The organism is Nocardia sp. NPDC088792, assembly GCF_044750615.1.
GTDB lineage: Bacteria > Actinomycetota > Actinomycetes > Mycobacteriales > Mycobacteriaceae > Nocardia.
Map to the genome: position 1 here is coordinate 49,280 of NZ_JBIVKC010000003.1, position 26,472 is coordinate 75,751.

30 protein-coding genes are annotated in these 26,472 nt (G+C 66.2%); 21 read left to right on the top strand and 9 right to left on the bottom strand.

Annotated elements, in window-relative coordinates; translation table 11 throughout:
* Nucleotides 1–10 precede the first annotated feature (10 nt).
* A complete protein-coding gene (locus tag ACIP5Y_RS18135; RefSeq protein WP_400351369.1) occupies nucleotides 11–1,390 on the top strand; it encodes an MFS transporter in 1,380 nt (459 codons plus the stop codon).
* Here the strand turns inward: ACIP5Y_RS18135 and ACIP5Y_RS18140 are convergent, their stop codons facing one another.
* On the bottom strand, nucleotides 1,391–2,104 hold the full coding sequence (locus tag ACIP5Y_RS18140; RefSeq protein ID WP_400351371.1) for a hypothetical protein: 714 nt from the start codon (nucleotides 2,102–2,104) through the stop codon (nucleotides 1,391–1,393).
* A 37-nt stretch (nucleotides 2,105–2,141) separates the two neighbouring features.
* Complete coding sequence (locus ACIP5Y_RS18145; RefSeq protein ID WP_400351372.1) at nucleotides 2,142–2,984, bottom strand: SAM-dependent methyltransferase; 843 nt, start codon at nucleotides 2,982–2,984, stop codon at nucleotides 2,142–2,144.
* An 85-nt stretch (nucleotides 2,985–3,069) separates the two neighbouring features.
* Between ACIP5Y_RS18145 and ACIP5Y_RS18150 the strand changes: the two genes are divergently transcribed.
* Nucleotides 3,070–3,588 carry a MarR family winged helix-turn-helix transcriptional regulator gene (locus tag ACIP5Y_RS18150; RefSeq protein WP_400351374.1) on the top strand — a complete coding sequence of 173 codons (519 nt, stop codon included), beginning with the start codon at nucleotides 3,070–3,072 and terminating at the stop codon, nucleotides 3,586–3,588.
* A gap of 10 nt (nucleotides 3,589–3,598) precedes the next feature.
* On the opposite strand, the gene ACIP5Y_RS18155 is transcribed toward ACIP5Y_RS18150, so the two are convergent.
* Nucleotides 3,599–4,288 (bottom strand): class I SAM-dependent methyltransferase, encoded by a 690-nt coding sequence (locus ACIP5Y_RS18155; protein WP_400351375.1) that lies wholly within the window; start codon nucleotides 4,286–4,288, stop codon nucleotides 3,599–3,601.
* A 32-nt stretch (nucleotides 4,289–4,320) separates the two neighbouring features.
* Nucleotides 4,321–5,175: a class I SAM-dependent methyltransferase gene (locus ACIP5Y_RS18160; RefSeq protein ID WP_400351376.1), complete on the bottom strand. Its 855-nt coding sequence runs from the start codon at nucleotides 5,173–5,175 to the stop codon at nucleotides 4,321–4,323.
* 332 nt (nucleotides 5,176–5,507) lie between these two features.
* Here ACIP5Y_RS18160 and ACIP5Y_RS18165 point away from each other — a divergent pair, with 332 nt between their 5' ends.
* A complete protein-coding gene (locus ACIP5Y_RS18165; protein WP_400351378.1) occupies nucleotides 5,508–6,167 on the top strand; it encodes a hypothetical protein in 660 nt (219 codons plus the stop codon).
* 74 nt (nucleotides 6,168–6,241) lie between these two features.
* On the opposite strand, the gene ACIP5Y_RS18170 is transcribed toward ACIP5Y_RS18165, so the two are convergent.
* The gene (locus tag ACIP5Y_RS18170; protein ID WP_400351380.1) at nucleotides 6,242–7,690 is read right to left on the bottom strand and encodes an alpha-amylase family protein; all 1,449 of its coding nucleotides are present in this window, start codon (nucleotides 7,688–7,690) and stop codon (nucleotides 6,242–6,244) included.
* A gap of 166 nt (nucleotides 7,691–7,856) precedes the next feature.
* Here ACIP5Y_RS18170 and ACIP5Y_RS18175 point away from each other — a divergent pair, with 166 nt between their 5' ends.
* Nucleotides 7,857–8,708: an alpha/beta fold hydrolase gene (locus ACIP5Y_RS18175; protein WP_400351381.1), complete on the top strand. Its 852-nt coding sequence runs from the start codon at nucleotides 7,857–7,859 to the stop codon at nucleotides 8,706–8,708.
* Here ACIP5Y_RS18175 and ACIP5Y_RS18180 read toward each other — a convergent pair.
* Entirely contained in the window at nucleotides 8,683–9,402 is a 720-nt protein-coding gene (locus ACIP5Y_RS18180) for an alpha/beta hydrolase (protein WP_400351382.1), read from the bottom strand. The two genes, ACIP5Y_RS18175 and ACIP5Y_RS18180, sit on opposite strands and share 26 nt — an antisense overlap.
* Nucleotides 9,403–9,525: 123 nt before the next feature.
* On the opposite strand from ACIP5Y_RS18180, the gene ACIP5Y_RS18185 reads away from it, so the two are divergent.
* The 3 genes from ACIP5Y_RS18185 to ACIP5Y_RS18195 are packed head-to-tail and all read left to right on the top strand — an operon-like array spanning nucleotide 9,526 to nucleotide 11,138.
* Entirely contained in the window at nucleotides 9,526–10,005 is a 480-nt protein-coding gene (locus ACIP5Y_RS18185; protein ID WP_400351384.1) for a universal stress protein, read from the top strand.
* Nucleotides 10,006–10,011: 6 nt separating this feature from the next.
* Nucleotides 10,012–10,638 carry a TetR/AcrR family transcriptional regulator gene (locus ACIP5Y_RS18190; RefSeq protein WP_400351386.1) on the top strand — a complete coding sequence of 209 codons (627 nt, stop codon included), beginning with the start codon at nucleotides 10,012–10,014 and terminating at the stop codon, nucleotides 10,636–10,638.
* Nucleotides 10,635–11,138: a thioesterase family protein gene (locus tag ACIP5Y_RS18195; protein WP_400351388.1), complete on the top strand. Its 504-nt coding sequence runs from the start codon at nucleotides 10,635–10,637 to the stop codon at nucleotides 11,136–11,138. Before ACIP5Y_RS18190 ends, ACIP5Y_RS18195 begins: the two co-directional genes overlap by 4 nt.
* Here the strand turns inward: ACIP5Y_RS18195 and ACIP5Y_RS18200 are convergent, their stop codons facing one another.
* A complete protein-coding gene (locus tag ACIP5Y_RS18200; RefSeq protein WP_400351389.1) occupies nucleotides 11,139–12,071 on the bottom strand; it encodes an alpha/beta fold hydrolase in 933 nt (310 codons plus the stop codon). It abuts the gene before it with no gap.
* A gap of 235 nt (nucleotides 12,072–12,306) precedes the next feature.
* On the opposite strand from ACIP5Y_RS18200, the gene ACIP5Y_RS18205 reads away from it, so the two are divergent.
* From ACIP5Y_RS18205 to ACIP5Y_RS18265, 13 genes are all read left to right on the top strand, one after another.
* Nucleotides 12,307–13,134: an SDR family oxidoreductase gene (locus tag ACIP5Y_RS18205; RefSeq protein WP_400351391.1), complete on the top strand. Its 828-nt coding sequence runs from the start codon at nucleotides 12,307–12,309 to the stop codon at nucleotides 13,132–13,134.
* Between the two features lie 188 nt (nucleotides 13,135–13,322).
* Nucleotides 13,323–14,075: an SDR family oxidoreductase gene (locus tag ACIP5Y_RS18210; RefSeq protein WP_400351393.1), complete on the top strand. Its 753-nt coding sequence runs from the start codon at nucleotides 13,323–13,325 to the stop codon at nucleotides 14,073–14,075.
* Between the two features lie 81 nt (nucleotides 14,076–14,156).
* Nucleotides 14,157–14,918 (top strand): 3-oxoacyl-ACP reductase FabG, encoded by a 762-nt coding sequence (gene fabG, locus ACIP5Y_RS18215; protein ID WP_400351394.1) that lies wholly within the window; start codon nucleotides 14,157–14,159, stop codon nucleotides 14,916–14,918.
* A 15-nt stretch (nucleotides 14,919–14,933) separates the two neighbouring features.
* Complete coding sequence (locus ACIP5Y_RS18220) at nucleotides 14,934–15,974, top strand: phosphotransferase family protein (RefSeq protein ID WP_400351396.1); 1,041 nt, start codon at nucleotides 14,934–14,936, stop codon at nucleotides 15,972–15,974.
* A complete protein-coding gene (locus tag ACIP5Y_RS18225; protein WP_400351397.1) occupies nucleotides 15,971–17,164 on the top strand; it encodes an acyl-CoA dehydrogenase family protein in 1,194 nt (397 codons plus the stop codon). Before ACIP5Y_RS18220 ends, ACIP5Y_RS18225 begins: the two co-directional genes overlap by 4 nt.
* On the top strand, nucleotides 17,161–18,270 hold the full coding sequence (locus ACIP5Y_RS18230) for an acyl-CoA dehydrogenase family protein (protein WP_400351398.1): 1,110 nt from the start codon (nucleotides 17,161–17,163) through the stop codon (nucleotides 18,268–18,270). Before ACIP5Y_RS18225 ends, ACIP5Y_RS18230 begins: the two co-directional genes overlap by 4 nt.
* 42 nt (nucleotides 18,271–18,312) lie before the next feature.
* Nucleotides 18,313–19,548 (top strand): acyl-CoA dehydrogenase family protein, encoded by a 1,236-nt coding sequence (locus tag ACIP5Y_RS18235; protein ID WP_400351399.1) that lies wholly within the window; start codon nucleotides 18,313–18,315, stop codon nucleotides 19,546–19,548.
* 27 nt (nucleotides 19,549–19,575) lie between these two features.
* A complete protein-coding gene (locus tag ACIP5Y_RS18240; protein ID WP_400351400.1) occupies nucleotides 19,576–20,577 on the top strand; it encodes an NADP-dependent oxidoreductase in 1,002 nt (333 codons plus the stop codon).
* 32 nt (nucleotides 20,578–20,609) lie between these two features.
* On the top strand, nucleotides 20,610–21,230 hold the full coding sequence (locus ACIP5Y_RS18245; RefSeq protein WP_400351401.1) for a TetR family transcriptional regulator: 621 nt from the start codon (nucleotides 20,610–20,612) through the stop codon (nucleotides 21,228–21,230).
* A 93-nt stretch (nucleotides 21,231–21,323) separates the two neighbouring features.
* Nucleotides 21,324–22,244, top strand: a complete 921-nt coding sequence (locus ACIP5Y_RS18250) for an SGNH/GDSL hydrolase family protein (protein WP_400351402.1) — start codon at nucleotides 21,324–21,326, stop codon at nucleotides 22,242–22,244.
* Nucleotides 22,245–22,321: 77 nt separating this feature from the next.
* Nucleotides 22,322–22,702, top strand: coding sequence for a hypothetical protein (locus tag ACIP5Y_RS18255; protein WP_400351404.1), 381 nt, complete (start codon nucleotides 22,322–22,324; stop codon nucleotides 22,700–22,702).
* An 18-nt stretch (nucleotides 22,703–22,720) separates the two neighbouring features.
* Complete coding sequence (locus ACIP5Y_RS18260) at nucleotides 22,721–23,629, top strand: SGNH/GDSL hydrolase family protein (RefSeq protein ID WP_400351405.1); 909 nt, start codon at nucleotides 22,721–22,723, stop codon at nucleotides 23,627–23,629.
* The gene (locus tag ACIP5Y_RS18265) at nucleotides 23,626–24,924 is read left to right on the top strand and encodes an acyltransferase family protein (protein WP_400351406.1); all 1,299 of its coding nucleotides are present in this window, start codon (nucleotides 23,626–23,628) and stop codon (nucleotides 24,922–24,924) included. Before ACIP5Y_RS18260 ends, ACIP5Y_RS18265 begins: the two co-directional genes overlap by 4 nt.
* Here the strand turns inward: ACIP5Y_RS18265 and ACIP5Y_RS18270 are convergent.
* On the bottom strand, nucleotides 24,904–25,599 hold the full coding sequence (locus ACIP5Y_RS18270; RefSeq protein ID WP_400351407.1) for an alpha/beta fold hydrolase: 696 nt from the start codon (nucleotides 25,597–25,599) through the stop codon (nucleotides 24,904–24,906). The genes ACIP5Y_RS18265 and ACIP5Y_RS18270 overlap by 21 nt on opposite strands.
* 102 nt (nucleotides 25,600–25,701) lie before the next feature.
* Entirely contained in the window at nucleotides 25,702–25,938 is a 237-nt protein-coding gene (locus ACIP5Y_RS18275) for a hypothetical protein (protein ID WP_400351409.1), read from the bottom strand.
* A gap of 21 nt (nucleotides 25,939–25,959) precedes the next feature.
* On the opposite strand from ACIP5Y_RS18275, the gene ACIP5Y_RS18280 reads away from it, so the two are divergent.
* The gene (locus ACIP5Y_RS18280; protein WP_400351410.1) at nucleotides 25,960–26,436 is read left to right on the top strand and encodes a TetR/AcrR family transcriptional regulator; all 477 of its coding nucleotides are present in this window, start codon (nucleotides 25,960–25,962) and stop codon (nucleotides 26,434–26,436) included.
* Nucleotides 26,437–26,472: the final 36 nt, after the last annotated feature.

Consider the following 26,472-nt stretch of genomic DNA (forward strand, 5'->3'; position numbering starts at 1 on the left):
ATCGCTGTTGATGCGGCCCAATGCTATTGGCACCATCGATCAGTGCTGCGGCCGGTGCCGATCGTGGTCGGGATCAGGTGATGGGGTTGGTTCACGGATGAGGATGGGTATGTCGAGGACGGCGTCGTTCTGGTTGCTGGCTGCACTGGTGACGTTGTTCCTTTTCAGTTCCAGTGCTCCGTCTCCGCTGTACGTGGTGTATCAGAGTCGGTGGAACTTTTCGGCGTCTACGCTGACTGCGGTTTTCGCCGTTTACGCGGCGACGCTGCTCATTACGTTGCTGATTGCCGGGTCACTGTCGGATTATGTCGGTCGTCGACCGGTGATCGCCGCTGCGCTGGCGGTCAATGCTGTTGCTGCCGTGCTGTTTCTGGCTGCGGGCGGGGTCGGGTTGCTGTTTGCGGCCAGGGCATTGCAGGGAGTTGCGGTCGGGCTGGTCAGTGGTGCGTTGTCGGCGGGATTGATCGAGACCCAGCCTGCAGGTAAGGCGGGGTTGGCGCCGCTGACCAATACGGCCGCGCAATCCGGGGGTCAGGCGATCGGGGGACTCGGTGCGGGCGTGCTGGTCGAGTACGGGCCTGCGCCGACCCACACGGTCTACTGGGTGTTGCTGGCGGCGTTCGGAGTTGCCGCGATCGGGATTCTGATGATGCCCGAGCCGGGTGCTCGCCGACCCGGCGCACTGGCGTCGTTGCGGCCGGCGGTGACGGTGCCCGCGGGCGCGCGGAGGACCTTCGTGGGGCTGTTGCCGTGTCTGGTGGCGTTGTCGGCGTTGAGTGGTCTGTACTTGTCGCTGGCCCCGTCGTTGATCGTGCAATTGCTGAACTCGCACAACCGGTTATGGGGTGGGGTGGTGATTTTCCTCGTTACCGGGCTCAGTATCGGGCCGTCGATCGGGCTGCGCCGCATCGCACCCGCCACGATGATGCTGCTGGGCTGTCCGGTGATGCTTGTCGGCGTCGGGTTGAGCGCGTGGGGCATCGCGGCTACCAGTGGGGTGTTGTTTCTTGTCGGGTCCGCGGTGGTGGGCCTGGGCCTTGGACCGTCGTTTGTCGGTGTGTTCGGATCGCTGATCGGGCTGGCCGAGCCGCACACGCGGGCCGGCATGCTGGCCGTGATCTATGTCGCGTTGTATCTCGGACTCGGTATTCCGGCGCTGGCCGCCGGAATTGCGGCCGGGCACATCGGACTTCGTGTCACCGGCCTTGCCTACGCCACCGGTGTTGCGGTGCTGATCATCGTGACGATCGCCGGACTCCTGGTCGGCAGACGACGCGAGGTCAGCGTCTCACCCGCATCGGTCCACCTCGTGCCCTGTCCCAGCGGGATTCCCTGCCTCGCACCGGCCGACCTCGCCACGACGGAGACGGCCGTCGCCGTACAGGTTTGATCAGCGGGTTACCGGGAGTTCTTCGCGGGAGCGGACGTCGTCGACATTGATGATGAGGATTTCCCGGTCCTTGTCGGTGAGGACTTTGAGGAAGCCGGGCGGGTTTTCCATTACGTAGCCGATTACCGTGCCGGTGCGGGTTTCGATGCGTTCCAACGGCATCCATGGGACGTGGACTATCGCGGCGACAATGAGGGCCGCGAGGATCATGAGTAAGCCGGTGCGGTGGGCTACGAAGAGGGCGAAGCGGCGGCCTTGGGCGTCTCGGTGGCCTTTGATCTGCAGGGCCAGGAGCGCCGCACCCAAGGCGGCGGCGATTATCAGCATCCACCACATGTGGTAGGTGATGAGAAGTACTGCGGCGAAAAGGGATACGACTATCAGCATGGCGAGGTTGCCGGCATTGTCGGCGGAGGGTTTGCCGAGGCGGTATTGGTGGCTGAGGCTGATCGGGACGAGAACCGCCAGCATTATTCCGGTGACCGTGGGGTCGGCCAGTAGCGTGCCCAGGACTATGCGGGAGGCGTCGTCGAGTCCGATGGTGCCGGCTATCGATGAGGCGCGCCGCCAGTCGTAATTGGAGACGGCCAATAGTCGCAGCACCATGAACAGCAGTGCGGCGCCGGTCAGGGAGAGGCCCTTCGACCAGGCTCGGGCGGGTTCGTCCGCGGGACCGGCGTCGTCCGGAGCCTGGCTGTTCGGGTTGTCAGTCAACGCGGTTTACCCCCTTACCGGCGGAATCCGCGCCGGGTCAGCTCTTCTGCGCGTGTACGCAGCGTTCGAGGTCGGTGATGTCGGTGCGGCCGGCGGGTTGCAGGTACCGGGTCGTGTATTCGTGTGCGCCGACTTGTTCTACCTCGCGCCAGCCGTATTCGGCGAGCAGATCGGGGACGTCGGCGGGTCGCAGGCCGAAGCGCCACAGGCCCCCGTCGACGAACTGCTTGTAGGTGGATGGGGTGCCGTAGTAGTTCGTGCCGTCGAGGAAGTCCTGCTGGACGTAGGTGAATCCGAGGGTGCTACCCGTCACTGCGCCGGCGAGGGCGGCGAGGGTGGTGCGGACGGCTTTCTCGGTCAGGTATTGGGTTACGCCCTCCCAGAGGAACAGCGTTTTCGCCTTCGGGTCGTAGCCGTGGGCAATCAGCGTGGCGGTGAGATCCTCGGTTTCGAAGTCGATGGGGACGGCGGTAATGCTCTCGGGCAGGGTGATTCGGTGTTGTTTGCGGGTGATATTGACCGGCAGATCGACTTCGAAGGCCGGAATACCGGCCGTCGCGGCCAGGCGGCAGGCCCGGGTGTCCAATCCGGCGCCCAGGACGACCACCGCGTCGAGGCCCGTGCCGATCGCGGTGGTGGTGAGGTCATCGAGGTAGCGCTTGCGGCAGGCGAGGCTGTTCCACATACCGGGCGACCGCTTGTCCGACATGCCTTGTACCCAGCGTTGCGCGGCGGGCCACCGGACGAACGGCCGGAGTGCGCGGGGGAGTACCCCGAGTGCCAGATCGTCTGTGAGCAAGCGTGTTTCGGGTGGTTGCAGGGTTTCGACGGCGGCGATCATCATCGGCACCACCGAGGTGCCCGCGGCCCGGTTGCTCATTGTCGGTTCTCCTCGAGAGGGGTTTCCCTCCACTGGTTTATGCTTTCTTGCATGAATCAAGACTCTGCATGGAGGAAGTATCTGCATGAATGCAGATAAATCTAAGCCCGAGCCCGCCCCCGCGTCAATGGATGTGACGCCCGAGAAGTGGGCCCAGCTCGCGCAGGGCAGCGCCGCGTACCGCGAGTACCTCACCGCGCAATCCGTGACCGCCCACGCGGCCGCCCAGGCGCTCGGTCTGGGCGGCACCGACTTCTTCGGGCTGAACCTGATCGCACTGGCCGGGCCCATGACCGCGGGCGAGCTGGCCACCCGAACCGGCCTGACCACCGGCGCTGCGACCCGCCTGATCGACCGGCTCGAGCGCTCCGGGTTCGTTCGTCGCACCACCGATCCGGCCGACCGGCGCAAGGTGGTCGTCGAGGAGGCGCCGGACCCCTCGGGTCGAGTCCAGGCAGTGCTGGAGCCGCATCGCACCCGCATGGCGGAAGTATTCGTCGACTACACCCCGGACCAGCTCGAGGTGCTGTTCGACTACTTCGCCCGCGCCACGACGGCATTGCGCAAGGCCGCTCAGGACTTGGGTGAGCGGCCCGCCGGCTGAGCCTCGACGATCAGCCCAGGTGCGCCTGCAGCAGCCAGGCGGGTACCGAAGTCAGGCCGCTGGGCTCGTCGCGAACATCGTTGAATCGAATGGGCCCCTGGGATTCTCGGGGCAGGTTGTTGCCATGGATACGGGCGGGCGAGATGTCGTCGACCACCCAGTGTTTGGACACGATCTCGCGCAGCTCGTCCGAGGTCACGGGGTTGGGGCCGAAATCGAGATTCTCCGGCAGCGCGGTGCGGTCGAATACGAGCACGAAATACGAGGCGCCCGGTGCGGCGGCCCGCACGATGGACTCCTGGTACCCCTCCCGCAGTTCCACCGGAATCGAGTGGAACAACGTGCTGTCCACGATGGTGCCGAAGCGTCCGTCATAGCCGGTGAACGCCGAAATGTCCGCGACCTCGAACGAGGCCTTGATCAGCCCACGCCGCGCCGCCTCGGCCTTCGCTAGTCCGATAGCGGTCGGCGCGCTGTCCAAACCCACTGTGGTGTGGCCGTTTTCGGCCAGATACAGCGAGATCGCACCTTCCCCGCATCCGACATCGAGAACGTCGCCGTGAAACTTGCCCTGATCGATGAGTGACTGCAATTCCGGCTGCGGTGCGCCGATACTCCACGGTGGTTTCGTCCCCGGCTGCAGGGGTCCGCCCTCACCCTTGTAAGTGCTTTCGAATGTGAACTCACTCGGTGTGGTCATATCCTCCGGGGTATCAGCGCGACCGATATGTGTCAACGTTGCAAGCCTGCCGCGAACAGATTCATGCGGTAGTTGGCGAAATCGTTGACATTGAGCAGCGCGGTGAACCGCAGCGCCAGTTGCTGCTTGCGGGGGAGTGTCCTGCGGATGGACGGCTGCGTCCGGGCGAGATTGCGGGACTCGCGGAGGGTGAGCCCGATATCCGCGAGCGCGCGGGGAGTGTCGCAGGCCCAACGCATTCGGGCCCGCATGGAGCTGATCGCATCCAGCCGATCCTGGGCCGCGACCGCCTTGCGGCCGCAGGTGTCGAAGGCGATCAGGCTGCCGGGGAAGCGTTCGACCATGGTGGTTAGTACTTTCCGGGCCTCGCTCTCGTCGAAGTAGGGCAGCACGCCCTCGGCGATGAACAGATACGGCCCCGGCGCCTCCGCCACTTCGTCGAGCCATCCGGAATCGAGGATGGACGCGGTGATCATCCGCCGCCGCTCGGTATCGGCGAAGAACCGCCCGCGTAGCTCGATCACCTCGGGGAGATCCAGATCGAACCAGCGGCACGTGCCATTGTCGAGACGGTCGAACCGGCTGCTCAATCCCGCACCCAGTTCGACCACGGTGCCGCCGGGGTGCGCGGACAGGAATTCGCGAGTCCAGGCGTCGAATACGCAGGCGCGCAAGGCGGTTATGAGAATGCTCGCCCCACCGTCGAACTTGGTGAAGTCGTAGTCGATGCTGTCGACGATGCGCACGGCTTGTTCGTCGTGCAGCAGGCCCCGCGGTTTGCGTGACTCCACCGCCCGGCCGTGCAGCGGGATCACCAGGGTTTCCTGGACCGGGGTCAGTGCGAGCTGTCGGCGGTTGTCCTCGGAGGGTGTGGTGCGACCAGACATGGCGTAACCCTAACCTCGAACGACGAATCATGTTGTTGTGCAGGACATTCTGCGTTCCTCACAGTAATTGGTAGCCGACAGTTCGCAATAAACGGATTTGCTGCGTTCATGTGCCGTTTTTGTGAGTACGCTGCGTATCCAGAGATTTGCGGAAGAACTATATATATGTTCGGAAAACGTTGTATCCGCTGCAAAACGGGTCTTACGATTCGGTCTCGGCGCAAGCAAGCAACGTCCCGGCTACATTTGCTGGCGATTCTTGTTGACGAGTGCTAGATGAGGTCCTCTATCCCAAATGAGGGTTGCGCCTGCGGAAGAAAGTACGGATTCATATGCAGTTCAAGAAGTTCGCCGCGACCTCGGCCCTGGCCATTGCAGCGCTCGGCATCGCCACCGGCACGGCCTATGCCGATGCCCCGGCTCCGGCCGGTGACCAGGCGATTCACTGGAATGACAAGATCGAGGGCAATTCGGTCCTGGTGAATACCGATCTCGGGTCGCTCACCACCGACGGCGACCAGTTCCAGGTGCGCGACAGCCAGGGCGCGCTCGTCACCGCGTTCCCGCTGAATTTCGTGATGGACGGTATGTCCCATCCGGTCGACGCCCAGATCGACGGCAATACCGCCACCCTGACCCCGAATATGGACCCGGCGGTGGCCACCCCGGCGCCCGCGCTGCACTACGTCGCCAGCCAGGCCGACCAGGATGCGGCCTTCGGCAACGCGGTCAACCAGCTCGGTCTGGCCAGCTCGGTCGGCACCCTGATCGGCACGCTGGTCGGCGGCGTCGGCGGCTGTGCGATCGGCGCCGTGCTGGGCACCCCGGTACTGCTGCCCGGTTGGATCGGCGGCTGTCTGATGGGCGCCGGCATCGGTATCCCGATCGGTGCTGCCGCGGGTCTGGTGCTGGCCGGTGGGCCTGCCGCGATCGCGGTCGGCATCGGCCTGTTCAACCGCCTCAACGCGCCGGATGCGCCGCCCGCGTCCTGACGAGCGGATCGAGAAGACAATCCGGGCCGGATCGTCGAATACGATCCGGCCCGATTGTGCTCGGCAGCCGGCGCTCAGCGGGTGGTCGCGCCGAGGTGGAGTGCGATGCCCGAGAGGGGGTCGAGGGCGGCGTGTAGCCAGCCGGCGTTGTCGACCTGATAGGTCGGTCCGGCGCAGATGCCGTCGCGGGGCGGGCCGTTCAGCACATTGCAGTAGTTGCCCGGCGGCAGCGAGGTGTGGAAGGCGTGATCGGTGACCGCGGTCCGGGCACCGTTGATGATGAGGTATCCCGTGCGGCCGCGGCCGAAGGCGATCAGGTTGTCGCCGTCGTCGAACCAATCCGCTACGGGCAGGTCGTGCACGGCAGCATGGAATCCGACCATGCCGGCGATGCCCGGCCAGGAGTGTTCGCACTGCCAGGGCCCGGAACCGCAGATGGAATCCTCGGTCCGGCCCAGCGCATCGCTGGGTGGCGGCTCGTCGTAGCCGGTGAACGCGTAGTCGCTGAGCACCTTCGGCCGGCCGTAGGGCCAGGCCAGCATGAATGCGTGCGCCAGCGTGTAGCGGCGGGGATCGGCATAGCTGAGAGTGGAACCGTTGTGCACGGTGTCGTGATTGGCCACGAACACCACCGACTTGTCCGACGGCAGCGGTGAAGTGAAGTCGTGCAATGTCGCCAACCTGCCCTGGCGGAAGACGGCGCTCAGACTCCCGGCGTAGCGGGCATCCATGACATCGCCGGTGGCGAGGTACTCCTGGGGCTGCACCGGCCCCTGATAGTCGTAAAGGACCTCCTGATAGACGAACGCCGGTCGCGTCAACCGTCGCTCGATGGCCGAGATATCCGCGGGCGGAAGGTATTTCGCCGAGTCGATCCGGAAGCCGTCGACGCCGAGGGAGAGCAGATCGTTCAGGTAGCCGCCGATTCGATCGCGGACCCGGTCGGTCTCCGTCGCCAGATCCGCCGCACCGAAGGTCTGACAATTGAAGACCTGATAGCGATTGTGGTAGTCCTGAATGTCGTCGGCGGGCGTGCCGCAATGGTGGAAGTCGTTGTCGCCGTACGGCACTGCCGGATAGCTGTAGTGACAGTACGGCGAGCCCGCGCTGCCGACTCCGCAGCCGGCCAAGGCGGACATATTGTTGATGACGACATTCACGTACACCTGCACCCCGGCCGAATGGCAGCTGCGCACCAGCTCGGCCAACTCCGCCCGGGTACCCCAACGGCTGTCCAGTCGGTACGACACCGCCGAGTAGCTCTCCCACCACGGAAAGCCCTGATCCGGCAGGACCGAATGTTCCTGCGGAGGTTCGGTCTGCACGGCGCTGTATCCCAGCGGGCCGAGCGTTTCGCGGCATTCCCGGCCGATGGACCGCCAATTCCAGCCGGACATCTGCGCGATCACGTCCCGCCCCGCGAGCCGCGCATCCGGGCCGGATCGGGTCGCAGCCGGGGACAACACAATCAGACACGCCGCGACCAACAGCGTGACCTGCACGATGACCCGGACCCGGCGCACAGCGCGAATTATCCGGTACGCGATCTACGAAAGCCGCACCGGTCCTCGGCCTTCACCACAATGGGATCGAGGTGCCCACACTTCGTGCGGCGCTACTCCGGTATCGGTGCGCATTGCTACTGCGGTAGCTGTCCGTCGCATGGTGCCGGTGGGCAGTGTGATGTTCATGGCTGAATACCGGACCGGGCTGATGCGGTGTGTCGGTGTCATCGCGGTCGCGGCGCTGATGACCCTGTCCGCAGGAGCTGCGGCAGCGCAAGCGCCGCAGATGATTTCGAACAACGGACATCGGCTCGCCTTCTACGTGACTCCTGGAAGGTTGCCCGCGATCGTGCTGGATGCGGGTGGCGGGAACGACGCGTCGTACTGGAAACAGCTGGCGCCGGCGCTGGCCGCGCGAACCGGTTCGGAGATCATCACCTACGACCGCGCGGGCGCCGGGCGCAGTGATGAGGTGCCCGGACCTTGGAAGGCGCAGGACGCGGCCTCGGATCTGGAGGCGGGCCTGACCCAGCTGGGCGTCGCGGGGCGGGTGATTCTCGTTGCGCACTCACTCGCCGGCGAGGTCGCCACCTACTTCGTCGATGACCACCCGGACCAGGTCGCCGGTGCGGTGCTCGTCGACGCCGACCTGCCCGAATTCTTCACCGAGAGCGAGACAGCCAAGATCGTCGCCGCGAACGAATCGCAGATAGCCGCACTACAAGCCCAGCCCTCGACGAGGGAAACCCGTCAACTGCTCGCGGAAGCCGCCGATTACGGCCCCGTGCACCTCGCATACCACAAGATGTCCTGGCCGCAGACCGTCCCGGCGATTGCAATCGTCTCCGCCGCAACTCCTTTCGACACCCCCGACGACGCCCGGTTGTGGAAGGATGCCCAGGCGGACTTCGTCGGCGAGGCCCCGAATCGCCGGCTTATCTTGGCAGAGAACAGCTCTCACGACGTTCCCCTCGACCGCCCGGACGTCGTCATCGGTGCGATCGAGCAGCTCAGCTCTTGTTTATCGCCTCGGTGATGAAGCTCGCGACCGCGACCGGCTGGGCGATGAAGGCGGTGTGGGAGCCGTCGATGGATTTGGTGTCGGCGCCCATGCGCTGGGCCATGAATCGTTCGGCCTCCGGCGGGATCGCATTGTCGTGCTCGGAGACCAGGTACCACGACGGTTTGGTCTTCCAGCCCGCGGCGGTGGCGTTCTCGGTGAGCGCGGCCAGCGAGAGCGGGCGCTGGGTGGCGAACATGATGTCGGCGACATCGACCGGCACGTCGGCGCAGAAGGTTTCCCGGAAGCGGTCGCGCTCGATGTAGAGGTCGGGTCCGCTGGGTGCGCCGGGGGCGTCGTAGGCGGTCGGGCGGGAGGTGCTCGCGAGCAGGGACGGCGGGAACGGTTGCTGCACGCCGGCGCAGCTTTCACCGTTGTCGAGGCCGAAGGCCGCCAGGTACACCAGCCCGGTCACATTGTCCAAGCCGGCCGAGGCCTGGGTGATCACCGCGCCGCCGTAGGAATGCCCGACCAGCACGACCGGCCCGTCGATCGCGGCAACCAGCGAAGCCACGGAAGCCGCGTCGAAGGCCAAGCTGCGCAAGGGATTCGGTGGAGCGATCACGGTGTGCCCGGCGGTGCGCAGTTCACGGATCACGCCGCCGAAGCCGGAAGCGTCGGCGAAAGCGCCATGCACGAGTACGACGGTGGGGGAGGTCGGCTGAGACATGAGGTGGACTCCTCTGCTGTCATCGATGGGTCCCATCAGTCTTGCAGGGCCCGCGCGAACAAGGACCGGGTTGGATGACGTCGCGTGATGCGGCCGGTGAGTTGTTCCGACTAGGGTGAAGTGGTGGCCGAACCTACGACTCCCGGCGCGCAGGGCGCGTCCGGCTTCGAATTGGGTACCGACGGTCCACTGGTGATCGTGGTGGGCGTCGATGGATCCGAATCCTCCTGGCGGGCTGCCGCTTACGCGGGCGGTCTGGCGCGCCGGCAGCGGGCAACACTGGCCGTCGTGTACGTGCAACCGTGGATGCCGATGGTGACCGCCATGGGCGCGGACGTGCAGGCCCTCACCTCGGATATCGCCGACGAACTGGCACAGGAGATCCGGGAGGCGGTCGAGCGGGTGGAGGACGTCTTCACCATCCGCTGGAAATTCCTGACCCGGCGCGGTGATCCGTATACGGAACTGGCCAAGGCCGCCGACGAACTCGGCGCCGATGCGGTGGTGGTGGGCGCCTCGCAGCAGGCGGGACATCGGCTCATCGGCTCGGTGGCCGTGCGATTGGTGCGATCCGGGCGCTGGCCGGTCACCGTTGTACCGTAGCTGGTTGTGAGCGAATCCGGTCGAGTGGCGCCGCGTACCCAGCGGGGAGTGCGGACTCGCGCTGCGCTGATCTCGGCCGCGCGGGAGGTCTTCGAACGCGACGGCTACCTGGATGCGCGGATCGCGGACATTTCGAAGGCCGCGGGCATGGCGTCCGGCTCGTTCTACACCTACTTCGACAGCAAGGAAGAGATTTTCGCGGCCCTGGTCGAACAGGTGTCGGAGGAGATGCTGCATCCGCATGTGCGGGAACGCAGCGGGACCACCGATGTGCGGGCGCTCATCGAGGCCGCGAACCGCGATTATCTGCTGTCCTACAAGCGCAATGCCCGCCTGATGGCCCTGTTCGAGCAGGTCGCGCAGGTCGACGAGAATTTCCGGCGCATGCGGGTCGAGCGCGGCCGGGCCTTCGCCCAACGCAATGCGCGGCTGATCCGCACGCTGCAGGAATCCGGGCAGGCCGCCGCCGATCTCGATCCGATGATCACTTCGCATGCCTTGTCCGCGATGGTGAGTCGTATGGCGTATATGGTTTTCGTTCAGAACCAACGCATCTCGTTCGAGAAGCTGGTGACGACACTGACCCAGCTGTGGATCAACGGGCTGCAGCTGAAACCCGGAGAGAATTCATGACTGCGGCTCTACCGTCCTTCGCGCAAGCACACCAACTACTGCGTTCCTTCGACCGGGTCATCCCGCCCGAATTCGAGGACGGCAACGGTCACATGAACGTGATGCATTACTACGGGCTGCACGGTGAGGGTTTGTGGCAGATGCATCGCGAACTCGGCTACGGACCGCACGCCGGCAAATTCGGCTCCTTCGCCAAGGAACAGCACGTCAGATACCTGCGGGAAGTACTTGTCGGGCACGAGGTTTCGATACACGTCGGCCATCTCGGGCGGACCGGCAAAGCACTGCACGGTATCTCGTACTTGCTGAACCTGTCGACCAGCGAGGTCGCGAACTCGTTCGAATTCCTCGCCGTCAACGTCGATCTGCAATCGCGCCGCCCGGCGCCGTTCCCGGACGATATCGCCGAACGACTCGACGCGCGCATTGCGGCGACCGCGGCCGCCGGAGTCGGCCCGGAATACGGGGTCCTGGAACTGCGGACCGCGCCCGCGGTCTGATCAGGCGACCGCGCGCGCGAAATCGATCAGGGCGGCATTGACCTCCGCCGGCCGCTGCTGCTGAATCCAGTGGCCGGCGCCCTCGAGAATGAGCGACCCGCGCAGATCCGTCAGCATCTCCGGCATTTTCGCGAGCGGCGTGAACCGGATGACCGGATCGGTGGAACCGGCGATGAACAGCGACGGCTGGGTGACCTTCACATCGGCCAGGTGCGCGGTGAGCTCCCAGGTACGGTCCAGATTGCGGTAATAGTTGAGACCGCCGGTGAACCCGGTCGCGGTGAAAGCCTGGACGTAGTAGTCGAATTCGGCGGGCGTGAGCCAGGCAGGCAAGGGCGGCTCGGGGCTGTCGGTGTCGAGGAAGTTGCGGGCGCTGAGCACATCGTCCTGCAAGAGGGTGTGGCGGACGTTCTTGTCCAGTACGGGATCGGCGACGCCCGGTTCCTGGAACCACACCATGTAGAAGTCCTCGCCGAGGCGCTTACGCAGGATCGGCACCGGCGGGGCCGAGGAGCGCGGCGTGGCCGGCACGCTCAGCCCGGCGACCGCGCGCACGCGATCGGGGTAGGCGCGCGCCAGCTGCCAGACAACCGAAGCGCCCCAATCGTGCCCGACGAAGATCGCATCCTCGAGCCCGGCGGCATCGAGCAGTCCGACGAGATCCGCACTGATCGTCAGCAGGTCGTAGTCCTCGACGCGCTCGGGCCGCGAGCTGCCGCCGTAGCCGCGCATATCCGGGGTCAGGGTGCGGAAGCCCGCGTCGGCGAGCGCGAAAACCTGGTGCCGCCAGGAGAATCCGAGTTCGGGGAAGCCGTGGCAGAACACCACCGGCGCACCCTCGCCGTGCTCGACGACCCGCAATTCGATGCCATTGGCGGGCACCTGACGGCTGCCCAGGTCTTGCCAGTCCGCGAGCAGATCTCGTGCGGTCACGTTTCCTCCACGTCGCATGCCGTGTGCTCGGTCCGGGATGGGGCTCACGGTATGCAAAATTGACGCCGAGTTCAACTACGAGACGAAAGGCGCAGCGCGGCACTGATCTTCGCCGACCGCAGCCGACGCGCCGAAGTTCGGGGCCTTGAATGCCGTGTCCGGGGCGAGTAGACAGGCGACATCATCGACTCGGATCCGCAGCCGGATCCGGGTCTTCGGCTCGGAAGGAGAACTCGTGCAGGTCGCGGGGAAGATTGCGGTGGTCACCGGTGGCGGCGGGGGCATAGGCGGCGCGCTCGCGGCCCGGCTGGTGCGCGACGGCGCGAAGGTCGTGGTCGCCGATCTCGATGGTGATGCCGCCGCGCGCGTCGTGGCGGCCATCGACGCGGACCGTCCCGGCGCGGCCGTCGCGGTGGGCGCCGATGTCGCCGACGCCGCGGAGATCGAGGCGCTGCTCACCCGCGCGGAGGTCGAATTCGGCCCGGTCGATCTGTATTTCGCCAATGCCGGCGTGGCCGGGCCGGTCGGCCTGGGCGAGGACGACAAGGACTGGCTGACCGCCATCGACGTCAATCTGCAGGCGCATGTGCGTGCGGCGCGACTGCTGGTGCCGGGCTGGCTCGAGCGCGGCGAGGGCTACTTCATCGGCACCGCGTCCGCGGCCGGACTGCTCACCCAGATCGGTTCGGCCGCATACTCGGTCACCAAGCACGCGGCCGTGGGATTCGCGGAGTGGCTGTCGGTGACCTACGGCGACCGCGGCATTCGGGTCAGCTGCCTGTGCCCCATGGGTGTGGAGACCGCGCTGCTGCGCGCGGGCCAGAATTCCGGCGACGCCCTCGGCGAGGCGGCGACCCGGGCAGTCACCTCGGCGGGCGTGGTGCTGACCCCCGACGAGGTCGCCGAGGTGGTCATGGCGGCCCTCGACGAGGAGCGGTTCCTCATCTTGCCGCACCCGGAGGTCCTGGAGATGTATCGGCGCAAGGGCGACGACTACGACCGCTGGCTATCGGGTATGCGCCGCTACCAGCAGCATCTGCTGGACAGTGCCCCCGACGCCTGAAACCTGAATCCGGATTCGACAACACCCACGTAGTGCCTGGTGGGGGCCGCGCTCGAGCTTCGATGTGTCACGAGTCACACTGAAGTCGTGCGTCGACGCCCTTGACCTGTGAGGCATGTGTCGAGCATGGTGGCCTGTAATTACTAAGCGCTCAGTAAGTTCTGCCCGAGCTCCGAAAGGACCACTCTGTGAACAGATTCGACGGCAAGACGGCGATCGTCACCGGCGCCAGCCGGGGCATCGGGCTCGGCATCGCCCAGCGCCTGGTGGACGAGGGCGCCAAGGTCGTGATCACCGCGCGCAAGAAGGAAGCCCTCGACGAGGCTGTCGCGCAGCTCGGTGGTCCCGCCCACGCCCTCGGCGTCGCCGGTAAGGCCGACGATATCGCGCATCAGGTGGAGACCATCGGGCTGGCGATCGACACCTTCGGCAGCGCCGATCTGCTGGTCAACAATGCCGGCATCAACCCGGTCTTCGGGCCGATGGTCGAGCTCGACCTCGACGCCGCCCGCAAGATCGTGAACGTCAACTGCCTGGCCGCGCTGTCGTGGGTGCAGCAGATCTACAAGGCCTGGATGAACGAGCACGGCGGCGCGGTCGTGAACGTCTCCTCGGTCGCGGGCCTCAAGCCCGCACCGGGAATCGGGTTCTACGGTTCCAGCAAGGCGATGCTGACCCACATCACGCAGGAACTCGCGGTCGAACTCGGCCCGAACATCCGGGTGAACGCGGTTGCTCCGGCCGTGGTGAAGACCAAGTTCGCCAGCGCGCTCTACGAGGGCCGCGAAGACGAAGTGGCCGCGCCCTATCCGCTCAAGCGCCTCGGCGTGCCCGAGGACATCGGCGGCGTGGTCGCCTTCCTGCTCTCCGCGGATGCGAGCTGGCTGACCGGGCAGCTCGTGGTCATCGACGGCGGCGTCACGCTGACCGGCGGCGTCTGAGTCGCAGTCCCACGCCGTGGCCGAACTGCCGCAGCGCCCGAACATCATTCAGCCCGAACATCACTCGAAGGAGAGGCAGCAATGAGCAACCAGCCGGAGCGGATCGCGATCGTCACGGGTGGAGCACGCGGAATCGGCGCGGCCGTGGCACGCCGGCTCGCCGATGACGGAATGGCCGTCGCCGTAATCGATCTCGACGAAAACGCCTGCAAGCCGGTCGTCGACGAGATCGTGCAGCACGGCGGCCGCGCACTCGCCGTCGGCGCCGACGTCGCCGATGAAGCCGCCGTCGCACAGGCCGTGGACCGGGTGGCCACCGAACTGGGCGCACCCACCGTTCTGGTCAACAATGCCGGCGTACTGCGCGACAATCTGCTTTTCAAGATGTCCGTCGACGACTGGGACACCGTCATGAACGTGCACCTGCGGGGATCGTTCCTGATGTCGCGCGCGGTGCAGAAGCACATGATCGACCAGAAATGGGGCCGCATCGTCAGCCTCTCCAGCACCTCCGCGCTCGGAAACCGCGGTCAGGCCAACTACTCCGCCGCCAAGGCCGGTCTGCAGGGCTTCACCAAGACCCTCGCCTTCGAACTCGGCAAGTTCGGCGTCACCGCCAACGCCGTCGCCCCCGGCTTCATCGAGACCGAGATGACCGCGGCCACCGCCGCCCGGGTGGGCGTCCCGTTCGAGGACTTCAAAAAGGCTGTGGTGGCGACTATTCCGGTGAACCGCGCCGGACAGCCCGAGGACATCGCGCACACCATCTCCTTCCTCGTCAGCGAGGGAGCAGGATTCGTCTCCGGCCAGGTGATCTACGTGGCCGGCGGACCCAAGAACTGAATCGGGAAGGACCAGATGAGCGGTTCACACACGGCGAGCGAGCTGCCGGGCCTGGATCTGGACAAGCTCACCGACTGGCTGGCCGTGGAACGGCCGGATCTGGCGAAGGGGCCACTGCGCGGGCGCCTCATCGCCGGTGGCAAATCCAATCTGACCTATGAGATCAGCGATGGCGCAACGGCATTCGTGCTGCGCCGGCCGCCGCTCGGGCACGTGCTGGCGACCGCACACGATATGGCCCGGGAACACCGGGTGATCAGCGCCCTCGCCGGGACCGACGTGCCGGTGCCCGATACCTACGCGTTGTGCGAAGATATCGAAATCATCGGCGCGCCTTTCTATTTGATGGAACTCGTGGTGGGGACGCCCTACCGCACGGCTGCCCAGCTGGAGAAGCTGGGAGCGGACCGGACGACAACGGTGTCGACCGGTTTGATCGATACCCTCGCCGCCCTGCACACCGTCGACCCGGCCGCGGTCGGGCTCGGGGACTTCGGGCGGCCCGAGGGGTTCCTGGAACGTCAGGTGCGGCGTTGGAAGAAGCAACTCGACGCCTCGTACTCCCGCGAGCTGCCATCGGCCGTCGAACTGCACGAGCTGCTCGCGGAACGGCAACCGCCGGAATCGGCCGCCCGGATCGTGCACGGCGACTACCGCCTCGACAATGTCCTGATCGACGACCGGGATCGGGTTGCGGCCGTGCTGGATTGGGAGATGGCCACCCTGGGTGACCCGCTCACCGATATCGGCCTGCTGCTCGTCTACCAGCGCATGGGGCAACGCCACATACCCGGCGTCACCGATGTCGCCGCGGCGCCGGGCTTCTTGCCCGAAACCGAGATGCTCGACCGGTACGCGCGCCTGGCCGGGCGCGACCTGACCCATATCGGGTTCTATGTCGCGCTGGCCTCGTTCAAGCTCGCGGTGATCGCCGAGGGCATCTATTACCGATTCATCCACGGCCAGACCGTGGGTTCCGGTTTCGACGGCGTGGGGGACATGGTGGATCCACTCCTGCGCGCCGGAATCGCCGCTCTGCAGGAGAACGATCGATGACCAATTCCGAAGCGGTGCGCGAGGATCTGCGCCGCCGCGTAACCGCCCTGCTCACCGCACACGACCCGGCCACCACCGATCCGATCACCTTCCACCGCGCCCGCTTCGACGCCGGTCTCGCATGGGTGTACTACCCGGAGGGGCTCGGCGGGCTGGGCGCCGACCGGGAACTGCAACCCTTCGTCGACGCTCTCTTCGAGCAGGCCGGAGCGCCCGGCAACAATGCCGAGACCAACGGCATCGGGCTCGGTATGGCCGCGCCGACCATTCTCGCCTGTGGCACACCGGAACAGCGGCGGCGCTACCTGCGGCCGCTGTGGGCGGGAGAGGAGATCTGGTGCCAGCTGTTCAGTGAGCCCGGCGCCGGATCCGATCTGGCCGCGGTCAGCACACGCGCGGTGCGCGACGGCGACGACTGGATCGTCAACGGGCAGAAGGTCTGGACTTCGGTCGCGCATAAGGCGCAGCGGGCCATCCTGGTCGCGCGCACCGATCCCGACCGGCCGAAGCACGCGGGCCTGACGTACTTCATCTGCGATATGACCGATCCGGGAGTGGATGTCCGGCCGCTGCGCCAGATCACCGGCGAGGCCGAATTCAACGAAGTCTTCCTCACCGATGTGCGCATCCCCGATGCCAACCGGCTCGGCCAGGAAGGCGAGGGCTGGCGGGTGGCGAACACGACCCTCAATAACGAGCGCGTCGCCATCGGCGGACGGCCGATGCCTCGCGAGAGCGGGATACTGGGCGCGGTCACCCGTACCTGGCGCAACAATGCCGACAAGCACACCCCCGAACTGCACGACCGGCTGCTGCGACTGTGGGTGGAGGCCGAGGCCGCACGACTGGCCGGCACCCGGCTACGGCAGCGCGTCGCGGCCGGAGCACCGGGACCGGAGACCTCCGCCCTGAAGCTGCCGTTCGCGCGAATCAACCAGCAGCTCAGCGGATTCGAACTCGAACTGCTCGGCGAGGACGGCCTGCGCTACGACGACTGGACCATGGTGCGGCCCGACCGCGTCGACTTCGCCGGACGCGACGCCGGGTATCGCTATCTGCGCGCCAAAGGCAATTCGATCGAGGGCGGCACGTCCGAGATCATGCGCAATATCGTCAGCGAACGGGTGCTGGGCCTGCCACCGGAAGCGCGCGCCGACAAGGACATCGCCTGGAAGGACCTCATCCGATGAGCGAGGACATCCTGCTGCTCGACACCGATGTCGAGACGGCGCTGCGCGCGGCGGTACGCAGCCTGCTGGCAGAGCGCTGCGATCCGGCTTCGGTGCTCGCGGCTTACGCGGGGGACCGGTCGCTGACCCGGGCGCTCTGGAAACCGATCAGTACCGAGCTCGGACTGGCCGGACTTTTGATCCCCGAAAACCGAGGTGGTGCAGGCGGTTCCGCACGTGACGCAGCGGTGGTGCTGGAGGAGCTGGGGCGCTACGTCGCGCCGGTGCCGTTCTTGACCAGCAGTGTGATCGCCGCGACCGTACTGCTCGCGGGTGACTCCGAACTGGTCGGAGAACTCGCTACGGGTGAAACCACGGTGGCCCTGCTCGCTCCGTTCTCGGCGGCGACCGTCGATCAGATTCCTGCTCTGGTCAAGGATGGCGATGGGCGGCTGTCGGGTCGGATCACCAGCGTCGCCGGTGCTCTGGATGCGAATGTGCTGCTCGCGGCGGTCCAGACGCCGACGGGGACCGAGGTGCATGCCCTCGAGACTTCGCTCGTGACGGTCGAGCCGGTGGTCTCCCTCGATATGACGCGGCCCCTCGCCGATATCACCGTCGACTCGGTGCCCGGCAGGGTCGTCGTGGCGGCCGGGGCCGGATTGCCCGCGCTGCGTACGGGTTTGGCGACCGGTGCGGCGCTGCTGGCCTCCGAGCAGGCCGGCGTCGCCGGTTGGTGTCTGGACACGACCGTGGAGTACCTGAAGGTGCGGCGGCAGTTCGGGCGCGTGGTCGGCGGATTCCAGGCGCTCAAGCACCGCCTCGCGGACCTGTATGTGGAGCTCGAATCGGCCCGTGCGACAGCCCGATACGCCGCTGGCGCCCTCGCCACGGAGGATCCGGACGCCGCCGTCGCCACCGCCGTCGCCGCGGCGTACTGCGGCGAGATCGCGGTGCATGCCGCCGAGGAGGCCGTGCAGCTGCACGGCGGAATCGGTATGACCTGGGAATATCCGGTGCACCTGTACCTGAAGCGGGCCAAGGCCGACCAGATCGGGCTGGGCAGTCCCGCCTATCACCGATCCGTACTGGCCGAGCTCGTCGACCTGCCCCTCGGCCGCGACTGATATCGCATGTGCCGCACCACGAAACCACGAACAGGAGTAGAGATGTTCGAGCTCTCGGAGAAGGCCCAGCGCTATCGGGACGATCTGCTCGCCTTCATGGACGAGCACATCTACCCGGCCGAATCCGTCTACGAAGCGCAGATGGCGGAAGCCGGTGACCCGCACTTCCAGCCGCCGATCATCGAGGAACTCAAGACCGAGGCACGCAAACGCGGACTGTGGAATCTTTTCCACCCGCACCCGGAATGGGGTCCGGGCCTGACCAATTCCGAGTACGCGCCGCTGGCCGAAATCATGGGCCGCAGCGCGCATCTCGCGCCGGAAGCCACCAATTGCAGTGCGCCCGACACCGGGAACATGGAGGTGCTGACGCTCTTCGGCACCGACGAGCACAAGCGGGAGTGGCTGGCGCCCTTGCTCGCCGGTGATATCCGCTCCGCCTTCGCCATGACCGAACCCGCCGTCGCCAGCTCCGATGCCACCAATATCCAGCTGCGCATGGATCGCGACGGTGACGACTACGTGCTCAACGGGCGCAAATGGTGGACGTCCAATGCCCTGCATCGGAACTGCAAGGTGCTGATCGTGATGGGTAAGACCGATCTCGACGCGCCCGTGCATCGGCAGCAGAGCATGATGGTGGTCCCGCTCGACACCCCCGGCGTCACCGTCGTGCGCGGCCTGCCCGTCTTCGGCTATCAGGATCGGGAAGGCCACGCGGAGGTCGTCTTCGAGAACGTCCGGGTGCCGCGGACCGCGCTGCTGGCCGGCGAGGGTGACGGGTTCATGATCAGCCAGGCCCGGCTGGGCCCCGGGCGCATCCATCACTGTATGCGCGCCATCGGCATGGCCGAGCGGGCCCTGGACCTGATGATCGATCGCGCCCAGTCGCGCACCACCTTCGGTGAACCGGTGGCCAACCGCGCCAATATCCAGGACTGGATCGCGGAATCGCGCATCGATATCGAGATGGCACGGCTGCTGACGCTCAAGGCCGCCTACCTGATGGACACCGTCGGAAACAAGAACGCGCGCACGGAGATCGCCGCCATCAAGGTCGCCGCGCCACAGGTGGCGCTGAAGGTGATCGACCGGGCCATCCAGGTGCACGGCGGCGGCGGAGTCTCGGACGACTTCCCCCTGGCCAGCATGTACGCGCACGTGCGCACGCTGCGGCTGGCCGACGGCCCGGACGAGGTGCACAAGCGCACCATCGCGCAACGTGAACTGCGCCGCCGTGATCCGTCCTGGGGCCGGAAAGCCCTACCGGACAACTGAATTCGACCTGCCGAGAAGGAGTCCCCTATGACGAAGACCCAGCAGATACTCCTGGCGGAGCGGCCCACCGGTCTGCCCACCGAAAGTACCTGGACGCTCACCACCACGGAACTGCGCGACCTGGAACCGGGCGAGATCCTGGTGAAGATCGCGTTCATCTCCCTCGATCCGGCCATGCGCGGCTGGCTCAACGATGTGCGCTCGTACCTGCCGCCGGTCGGGATCGGGGAGGTGATGCGGTCGCTGGATATCGCCACGGTCGTCGAGTCCACGCATCCGGACTTCGCGGTCGGTGACTCGGTGAGCGGCACCTTCGGCGTCACCGAATACGCGATCAGCGATGGCCGCGGCGTGCAGAAGGTGGACCTGAACGTCGCACCCGGACCGACCTGGCTGGGCGCGCTCGGAATGCCCGGTATGACAGCGTATTTCGGGCTCCTGGAAGTCGGGAAGCTGCAAGCGGGGGACACCGTCGTGGTGTCCGCGGCCGCGGGCGCGGTCGGCAGCGTGGCCGGGCAGATCGCGAAAGCCAAGGGCGCCACCGTGATCGGCATCGCGGGCGGCGCGGAGAAGTGCCGGATGCTCACCGAGGAGCTGGGTTTCGACGTGGCCATCGACTACCGCGAGGGCAATGTGCTGCGGCAGCTGCGCGAGGCCGCCCCGAAGGGCATCGACCTCTACTTCGACAATGTGGGCGGTGAGATCCTCGACGCCGCACTGGCCAATCTCCGTCGCGGCGCGCGCGTCGTGCTGTGCGGCGCGATCTCGGCCTACAACGAGGAGAAGCCGCCGCCCGGACCGTCGCGCTACATGTCGCTGCTGGTCTTCCGCGCCTCCATGATCGGGTTCGTGGTCTTCGACTACGCCGACCGCTATCCGGAAGCCGGAGCGCAGCTGGCGCAATGGCTGGCGGAGGGTCGTCTGCAGAGCCGCGAGCACGTAGTCGAAGGTGGCTTGGCCCGCTTCGGCGAGACCCTGAACATGCTGTTCAGCGGCGCCAATACCGGCAAGCTCGTGCTGGCGGTCTGAGGCCCGGCCCGAGCGGATGGGAGACTGACCCGGTGACCGAACCAGAGGACCGCTCACGAGCGGACGAGACCAGGGCACGGCTGCTCGACGCGGCCGTGACCGCGTTCGCCGAGCGCGGCTTCCACGGCTCCACCACGCGTGACGTCACCTCGATTGCCGGGCTCAGCACCGCCGCGATCTACGTGCACCACCGCTCGAAAGAGGAACTCCTCTACCAGATTTCACGCACCGGCCACGAGAACACCCTGGAACTCATCCGCGCGGCGATCACCTCCTCGGGCGAGCCCGCCGAGCAGCTCGTCGCGCTGATGCGGGACTTCGCCATCCATCACGCCCGCGCCCATACCGTCGCCCGCGTCATCAACTACGAACTGTCCGCGTTGAGCCCCGAACACCAGCGCGCGATCAAAGATCTCCGCCACACCATCGACGCCGAGGTCCGCACCCTCATCGAACACGGCGTGGCCACCGGCGCTTTCGACAACCCCAACCCGCACATGGCCGCCGTCGCGCTCTTGTCCCTGGGCATCGACATCGCCCGCTGGTATCGCGACGACGGCGCCTGGTCCCCGGAAGACCTCGGCGACTACTACGTCGATCTGGCTCTCCGGATAGTCGGCGCGAAACACCCGGAGCCGCCGTCGGAGGCCTAGTTTTCCGATTCCGGGCGGGATCAGGGGGAGTGGTTTGTACACTCCCCGCTGAAGTGGAAAGTCAACACTTCAGATACTGATCAGAAGGTCTCGATGAAGTCTGTGTTCGGCAACGGCGGACGGTGGTTGTGCGCTACCGTGGTCGCCCTCTCGGTCTCGGCGACCGGAGCGTCCGTGGCGGGAGCCGACAGTGCTTCCGGCGGGAAAGAGCTTGTAGTACTGGGTGATTCGTTCTCGGCGAACGCGTGGGACCTGATGGATCCGAGCAACAGCTGCCTGCGCCACGGGAAGACGGCCTGGCCGGCGCAGCTGGGTGGATTGATGGGTGTGTACGGGACCGATGAGATGGTCGATCCATCGTGTCCGGGGGCGTCGATCGACAGTGGGCCGGGGTGGACCCTGGCTCAGGAGACCCAGAAAGCCGATAAGGCGGGTGCGTTCGGGCCGAATACCAAGCTGGTGACCTTGCAGTTCGGGCTCAACGACCACTGGGGGCAATCGAAGCAGACGCTGTGGAATTCGTTGCCGGGCTGCGTGTTCGACCTCATCGACGGGTGCGGGCCGGATTCGGTCGCGCAAGGACGCATGACCGATTACAACGGGGTGTCCGGCGCGCTGTTCGCCGACCGCATGCGCAATGCGGTGACCTACATTCGGTATTACGCGCCGAACGCGCACATCGTGCTGGTCGGATATCCCGAATTGTTTCCGTCCGGAACGGATGTCGTATGCCTGAACTTCTTCGGCGTCGCACCCTTCGTGCAGCCGCGCGGTAGTGCGGTGGTCGAGTACTTCGATCGGATCGAGCAGGCGCAGCGGGAAGCGGCCCAGCTGCTGAACCTGGATTTCCTGGACGCCCGCGCGCTCACCACCGGACACGGACTCTGCTCGGCCGAACCGTGGCTGAACGGGGTGGCCGATCCGCGGACCGATATCGACGGCTTGTTCTTCCATCCCTCCAGCAAGGGGGATGCGGTCGTCGCGGATGCGATCTACGACCGCTACGGAAAGTGACACTTTGCGCGGGGTGGTGGTTGTACACTCCCGCCGAAGTGAAAGATTCACACTTCAGTTCATGATTCGAGGATTCAATGAAGTTTCGCACCCCTGGGGTGTCCGTCCTGCGTACCACGGCAGCCGTGGCCGGAGGCGTCCTGCTGATCGCGGCGGCGACAGCGTGCGGGAGCGATAAGGCGACCGGCGGGTCGCCGAGTACCACACCGACCACCACCGTCGCAGCTCCCGCGACCACCACGCCGCCGCCCCCGGTGACCAGCGCGGCAGCGCTCGTCCCCAGTACGCCGGCCCCCGCACCGGAGGCTCCGCAAGCGCCTGTGGTGCAACCGCAACCGGCCCCCGCGACCGTGGAAGCGCCGGCCGAACAGCCGGTCGCCCCCAAACCCGCACCGCAGACCAAACAGGCGCCGCCGACCCTGGACGTGCCCGGGTTCGAACCGCACGCCGGTTACTGAGGAAGCCGGGGAATTCGGGTGTCGGGTAACAGCGGACGGTGGTTGTGCGCTGCGGTGGCGGCCGTCGCGGCCGCCACCACCGTGGCGGCGGGAGCGAACGCGGAGTCCGCTCCCGAGGGGAAAAGGCTTGTGGTCCTGGGTGATTCGTTCACCGCGAACGCCCTGGACCTGATGCCCGCGGACCAGAAGTGCGCGCGGGGCGCGACGGCTTGGCCCGCACAGTTGAGTGCGCGGATGGGCATCGAGGGCACCGATCAGGTGGCGAACCCGTCCTGCCCGGGCGCGTCGATCGACAGCGGTCCGGGATACACGCTGGGCTTCGAAGCGAAGGACGCGGACCAGGCGGGCGCCTTCGGGCCGCGGACGCAATTGGTGACCTTGCAGTTCGGTCTGAACGACCATTGGGGGAGTAATACCCGAAGTCTCTGGGACGCAATGCAGCAATGCGTCTTCGATCTGGCCGATGGGTGCGGGACCGACGCGGTCGGTGCCGGGCGCATGCCGGATGCGCGTGCGGTTTCCGGTGCGGCGTATGCCGACCGGATACGCAATGTGGTGACCTACATCCGGTATTACGCGCCGAATGCGCACATCGTTCTCGTGGGCTATCCGGAAGTGGTTCCGGCGGACCAGGACAGCGTGTGCCTCGACTTCTTCGGCGTCGTGCCGTTCACTCAGCCGCGTGGGCGCACTGTCGTCGATTACTTCAACCACATCGACCAGGCACAGCGGGAGGCCGCGCAGCTGTTGAATGTGGACTTCCTCGATGCGCGTGCGCTCACGGCGGGGCACGGGTTGTGCTCGCCGCAGCCATGGGTCAACGGGGTTTTCGATCCCGGCACCGATATCGGCGGGCTGCCGTTCCATCCGTCACCCACCGGTGATGCGGTGGTCGCCGATGCGCTCTACGAAAGGTACGTGCGATGACCCGCCCGCCCGAAGTGCGCCCCGACGTGCGCGCGGATACCGCCGCACCGCCGCCCGATCTCCATGCGCCGGAAGCATTTTCCGCGGACAGGGCCTTGCGGGAGCGGCCCGCGCTGCCGTCGCTGACCGGGGCGCGCTGGTGGGCGGCCTTCGCGGTATTCGTCTTGCACGCGTTGGTGTTTCTGCCGGTGTACCCGTTCCAGAAATCGGAGCTGTTCCGGCACATCCATGAATGGGTGCCGATGCAATTGGGCGCCTTGGGCGTCACGTTCTTCTTCGTGCTGTCCGGCTTCATCATCTACTGGTCGTTCCGGCCGGGGACGACGCTGCGTGCCTTCTACCGCCGGCGCGTGCTGAAGATCTATCCCACCCACCTGCTGGCGGCCGCGGCCTTCATCGTGGTGGCGAGCGTGCCGCTGCACCGCCTGGTGGTGTGGCTGCCGAATCTGCTGCTGATACACACCTGGGTGCCGAAATGGACCACCGTCGGCGGGCTGAACGTCCCGTCTTGGTCACTGGCCTCGGAAATGCTTTTCTACCTGAGCTTTCCGCTGCTGCTGCCCGTGATCCGGCGGATTCCGCCGAACCGGTTGCTGCTCACGATGGGGCTGCTGTTCCTGGGCATCGTCGCGATGCATACCGCGTATTTCCTGTGGGTGGACGGCCCGAAGGGTATTGCGAATACCTTTGCGCCCCGGCTGGTCCCGGGTAATACCTCGCCGTATTTCGAGCTGCACTCCTCACCGGCCTGGTTCGCGCAACCGAATATCCCGGTATCGCCCTCCTATTGGCTCAGCTACAACTTCCCGCCCTCGCGACTGCCGGAATTCTTCCTCGGCGTCCTGGCCGCCCGCATGGTCCTCGAGGGCCGCTGGCGCAATACGAGTCTCACCCTCCCGCTGCTGTCGCTGGCCCTCACCTACGCGGCGACCTGGGTGGTCCCGGTGAACTACAAGATGTCGGTCCTGCTGCTCGTCCCCATGACAGCGGTGGTAGCCACCATGGCGGCCCGCGATCTGCAAGGAATCCGCGGGCTCAACGCACATCCGCGCATGATCTGGCTGGGCAATATCTCCTTCGCCTTCTACCTGATCCAATTCCCCGTCATGACGCTCGTGACCCGATACCTCATCGGCGGAAAGGAATTCGGCATCCTCGGCTGGGCCGGCTTCGCCCTGCTCTGCCTACTGATCTCCACCGCACTCGGCGCGATCCTCTACCAATGGATCGACGTACCGATCATGCGCCGCTTCGCCCGCGCCCGCCCGGCGATCTCAGCGCGCCGAACTCCCTAACGCCGCAGGCGGCAGGGCAATGAACTCCTCCACAAGTGCCGTCAGGGAAGCGGGTGCCTGCAGCATCGGCAAATGCCCGGTCGGCATCTCACGGTAGAAGCCGGTGCCGAGCTCGGCTGTACTCTTGCGCTGCAGCATTGCGGGGAGCTGTGGGTCGGCGGTTGTCTCGACATATCCGGTGCGCGTCGGAAACGTTCGTGGTGACACCCTATCCCGGTAGAGGCGCTGCGATTCCGGCTCGAAATCTGCTACGACACGCGCGATGTCATCCTCTTCGAGGCCGGCGCACAATACTGAGCGGATCGCCTTCTCCGGCGGCCGTGTTCCGGCAAGCCGCATGATGAGCCCGGTGAAAATACGCTGCGGCGCAGGCAATGCCGCCAGGAATGAGGTTCCGGCGGCGGGAAAGGACGCTGCGATGCCGAGTAGTCGGTCGATGCGTTCGGGCGCGGTCGCTGCGATCTCACTGGCCACGACACCGCCGATCGAGTGAGCCACGATTGTGAACACGCCATCCGGTGCCTGCGTCAGAGCGGTGTCGACGTAGTCGCGCAGGGTCGCGTCGACCCGCTTCGGGTAGGCCGCCACGACCGACTCGACCGGCAAGCAGGCTCGTACTTCGTCCCAGATCCAGGCCGGAAGTCCTGCGCCGCTGAGGAACAGGATCGGTGTCATCGGTGGATCCGTCTGTCGCTCTGGTCCTGTCATGGTCATTCACGTTTCCCGACACTGCTGATACCGCGCTGGCAGCCGCTGCCAGCGCGGGCTGGAAACATTCTATGATGCAGCATCTTTCGCGGATGATAGGTCGCGGGTGATGGCGTCGACCCGGCGCAGGCGGCCGTCGGGGGCGAGGTCGCCGAACATGTAGACCTCGGTGACGATCGTGGAGCCGGTGCGCATCGTGGCGGTGACCGTGTAGCGGGCTGCGACGTGCTCGCCCGAGGTGATGGCGTTCGTGACGTCGATCTGACAGTGGGTGACGTTCTTGCGGCTCGGTTTCGCGTGTGCCACCAATCGGTTCCGGTCCATCGGGTGGCCGTCGCTGAGCCAGACGATGTCGGGGGTGTGAGCCGGCAAACGGTGTACGCCCACTTTTCATCCAGAGACGCACTGATCCAGGCTGCCGTCGCTCGTATCACGACCGACGTAGTCGCCGACATCGATGCGGCTCGGCTCGACGAGGGCTCGGCAACCGAAGCCCTGCAACGGTTCCTCGAACTCTGCTGGCGCATCATGCAGCGCTATCCGATGCTGCTGCACTTGCCTCCGGCCGATCCCGTCGACGAGCACGATGCACATGCTCCGGTACTGGGTCCGCTCGGCCGGCTGATCCGCCGCGGCCAGGCGGCCGGCGAATTCGATGCCCGATGTGCACCAGAATGGCTGTTGACGGCCGTTATGGCGCTCGGTCATGCGGCGGGTGCCGAGGTGTCGTCCGGGCGCATGACAGCAGACGTGGCCATCGCCTCGTTTCGGTACAGCGCCCGGAAGTTGATCACCGTGCAATGAATCCGATAGGTCGGTGCTGGGTCGTCACCGGCAGGA

Bases quoted from the DNA above. Each gene is read 5' to 3' on its own strand.
- ACIP5Y_RS18235 (WP_400351399.1), top strand. From the start codon at position 18,313: ATGTTCGAGCTCTCGGAGAAGGCCCAGCGCTATCGGGACGATCTGCTC.
- ACIP5Y_RS18150 (WP_400351374.1), top strand. From the start codon at position 3,070: ATGAATGCAGATAAATCTAAGCCCGAGCCCGCCCCCGCGTCAATGGAT.
- ACIP5Y_RS18225 (WP_400351397.1), top strand. From the start codon at position 15,971: ATGACCAATTCCGAAGCGGTGCGCGAGGATCTGCGCCGCCGCGTAACC.
- ACIP5Y_RS18195 (WP_400351388.1), top strand. From the start codon at position 10,635: ATGACTGCGGCTCTACCGTCCTTCGCGCAAGCACACCAACTACTGCGT.
- ACIP5Y_RS18160 (WP_400351376.1), bottom strand. From the start codon at position 5,175: ATGTCTGGTCGCACCACACCCTCCGAGGACAACCGCCGACAGCTCGCA.
- ACIP5Y_RS18265 (WP_400351406.1), top strand. From the start codon at position 23,626: ATGACCCGCCCGCCCGAAGTGCGCCCCGACGTGCGCGCGGATACCGCC.
- ACIP5Y_RS18145 (WP_400351372.1), bottom strand. From the start codon at position 2,984: ATGAGCAACCGGGCCGCGGGCACCTCGGTGGTGCCGATGATGATCGCC.
- ACIP5Y_RS18135 (WP_400351369.1), top strand. From the start codon at position 11: ATGCGGCCCAATGCTATTGGCACCATCGATCAGTGCTGCGGCCGGTGC.
- ACIP5Y_RS18220 (WP_400351396.1), top strand. From the start codon at position 14,934: ATGAGCGGTTCACACACGGCGAGCGAGCTGCCGGGCCTGGATCTGGAC.
- fabG (WP_400351394.1), top strand. From the start codon at position 14,157: ATGAGCAACCAGCCGGAGCGGATCGCGATCGTCACGGGTGGAGCACGC.
- ACIP5Y_RS18250 (WP_400351402.1), top strand. From the start codon at position 21,324: ATGAAGTCTGTGTTCGGCAACGGCGGACGGTGGTTGTGCGCTACCGTG.
- ACIP5Y_RS18155 (WP_400351375.1), bottom strand. From the start codon at position 4,288: ATGACCACACCGAGTGAGTTCACATTCGAAAGCACTTACAAGGGTGAG.
- ACIP5Y_RS18255 (WP_400351404.1), top strand. From the start codon at position 22,322: ATGAAGTTTCGCACCCCTGGGGTGTCCGTCCTGCGTACCACGGCAGCC.
- ACIP5Y_RS18165 (WP_400351378.1), top strand. From the start codon at position 5,508: ATGCAGTTCAAGAAGTTCGCCGCGACCTCGGCCCTGGCCATTGCAGCG.
- ACIP5Y_RS18230 (WP_400351398.1), top strand. From the start codon at position 17,161: ATGAGCGAGGACATCCTGCTGCTCGACACCGATGTCGAGACGGCGCTG.
- ACIP5Y_RS18175 (WP_400351381.1), top strand. From the start codon at position 7,857: ATGGCTGAATACCGGACCGGGCTGATGCGGTGTGTCGGTGTCATCGCG.
- ACIP5Y_RS18180 (WP_400351382.1), bottom strand. From the start codon at position 9,402: ATGTCTCAGCCGACCTCCCCCACCGTCGTACTCGTGCATGGCGCTTTC.
- ACIP5Y_RS18270 (WP_400351407.1), bottom strand. From the start codon at position 25,599: ATGACACCGATCCTGTTCCTCAGCGGCGCAGGACTTCCGGCCTGGATC.
- ACIP5Y_RS18240 (WP_400351400.1), top strand. From the start codon at position 19,576: ATGACGAAGACCCAGCAGATACTCCTGGCGGAGCGGCCCACCGGTCTG.